General features: G+C 57.3%; 1 rRNA gene. It reads right to left on the bottom strand.

Features of this window, described 5'->3' with window-relative positions:
* Positions 1–118: 118 nt before the first annotated feature.
* Positions 119–1,645: ribosomal RNA gene (locus tag ARTB_RS21290) — 16S ribosomal RNA — on the bottom strand.
* Positions 1,646–1,684 lie beyond the last annotated feature (39 nt).

Here is a 1,684-nt window from a genome sequence, read left to right as displayed (position 1 = left end):
GTTGATATTCCACCCGTGAGCACCCGCCGCAGAACTTGCGTCTGCGCAACGGGCGTACTCCTGACAACCCCACCACACCCGCATACACGGGGCAGAGAAAGTTGTAGGTGCTCCTTAGAAAGGAGGTGATCCAGCCGCACCTTCCGGTACGGCTACCTTGTTACGACTTAGTCCCAATCGCCAGTCCCACCTTCGACAGCTCCCTCCCACAAGGGGTTAGGCCACCGGCTTCGGGTGTTACCAACTTTCGTGACTTGACGGGCGGTGTGTACAAGGCCCGGGAACGTATTCACCGCAGCGTTGCTGATCTGCGATTACTAGCGACTCCGACTTCATGGGGTCGAGTTGCAGACCCCAATCCGAACTGAGACCGGCTTTTTGGGATTAGCTCCACCTCACAGTATCGCAACCCTTTGTACCGGCCATTGTAGCATGCGTGAAGCCCAAGACATAAGGGGCATGATGATTTGACGTCGTCCCCACCTTCCTCCGAGTTGACCCCGGCAGTCTCCCATGAGTCCCCGCCATTACGCGCTGGCAACATGGAACGAGGGTTGCGCTCGTTGCGGGACTTAACCCAACATCTCACGACACGAGCTGACGACAACCATGCACCACCTGTGAACCGGCCCCAAAGGGGAAGGACTGTTTCCAGCCCGGTCCGGCCCATGTCAAGCCTTGGTAAGGTTCTTCGCGTTGCATCGAATTAATCCGCATGCTCCGCCGCTTGTGCGGGCCCCCGTCAATTCCTTTGAGTTTTAGCCTTGCGGCCGTACTCCCCAGGCGGGGCACTTAATGCGTTAGCTACGGCGCGGAAAACGTGGAATGTCCCCCACACCTAGTGCCCAACGTTTACGGCATGGACTACCAGGGTATCTAATCCTGTTCGCTCCCCATGCTTTCGCTCCTCAGCGTCAGTTAATGCCCAGAGACCTGCCTTCGCCATCGGTGTTCCTCCTGATATCTGCGCATTTCACCGCTACACCAGGAATTCCAGTCTCCCCTACATCACTCTAGTCTGCCCGTACCCACCGCAGATCCGGAGTTGAGCCCCGGACTTTCACGGCAGACGCGACAAACCGCCTACGAGCTCTTTACGCCCAATAATTCCGGATAACGCTTGCGCCCTACGTATTACCGCGGCTGCTGGCACGTAGTTAGCCGGCGCTTCTTCTGCAGGTACCGTCACTTTCGCTTCTTCCCTACTGAAAGAGGTTTACAACCCGAAGGCCGTCATCCCTCACGCGGCGTCGCTGCATCAGGCTTGCGCCCATTGTGCAATATTCCCCACTGCTGCCTCCCGTAGGAGTCTGGGCCGTGTCTCAGTCCCAGTGTGGCCGGTCACCCTCTCAGGCCGGCTACCCGTCGTCGCCTTGGTGAGCCATTACCTCACCAACAAGCTGATAGGCCGCGAGTCCATCCAAAACCACAATAAAGCTTTCCACCCCCCACCATGCGATGAGGAGTCATATCCGGTATTAGACCCAGTTTCCCAGGCTTATCCCAGAGTTAAGGGCAGGTTACTCACGTGTTACTCACCCGTTCGCCACTAATCCCCGGTGCAAGCACCGGATCATCGTTCGACTTGCATGTGTTAAGCACGCCGCCAGCGTTCATCCTGAGCCAGGATCAAACTCTCCGTTGAAGTAAAACAGACACAACATGCGCCCCCGGGAAAACGGGA

This window comes from Arthrobacter humicola (genome assembly GCF_022803015.1).
Taxonomy (GTDB): Bacteria; Actinomycetota; Actinomycetes; order Actinomycetales; family Micrococcaceae; genus Arthrobacter; species Arthrobacter humicola_A.
The sequence above is the reverse complement of the archived record's forward strand: the minus strand, read 5'-3'. Positions and strand labels throughout refer to the sequence as shown.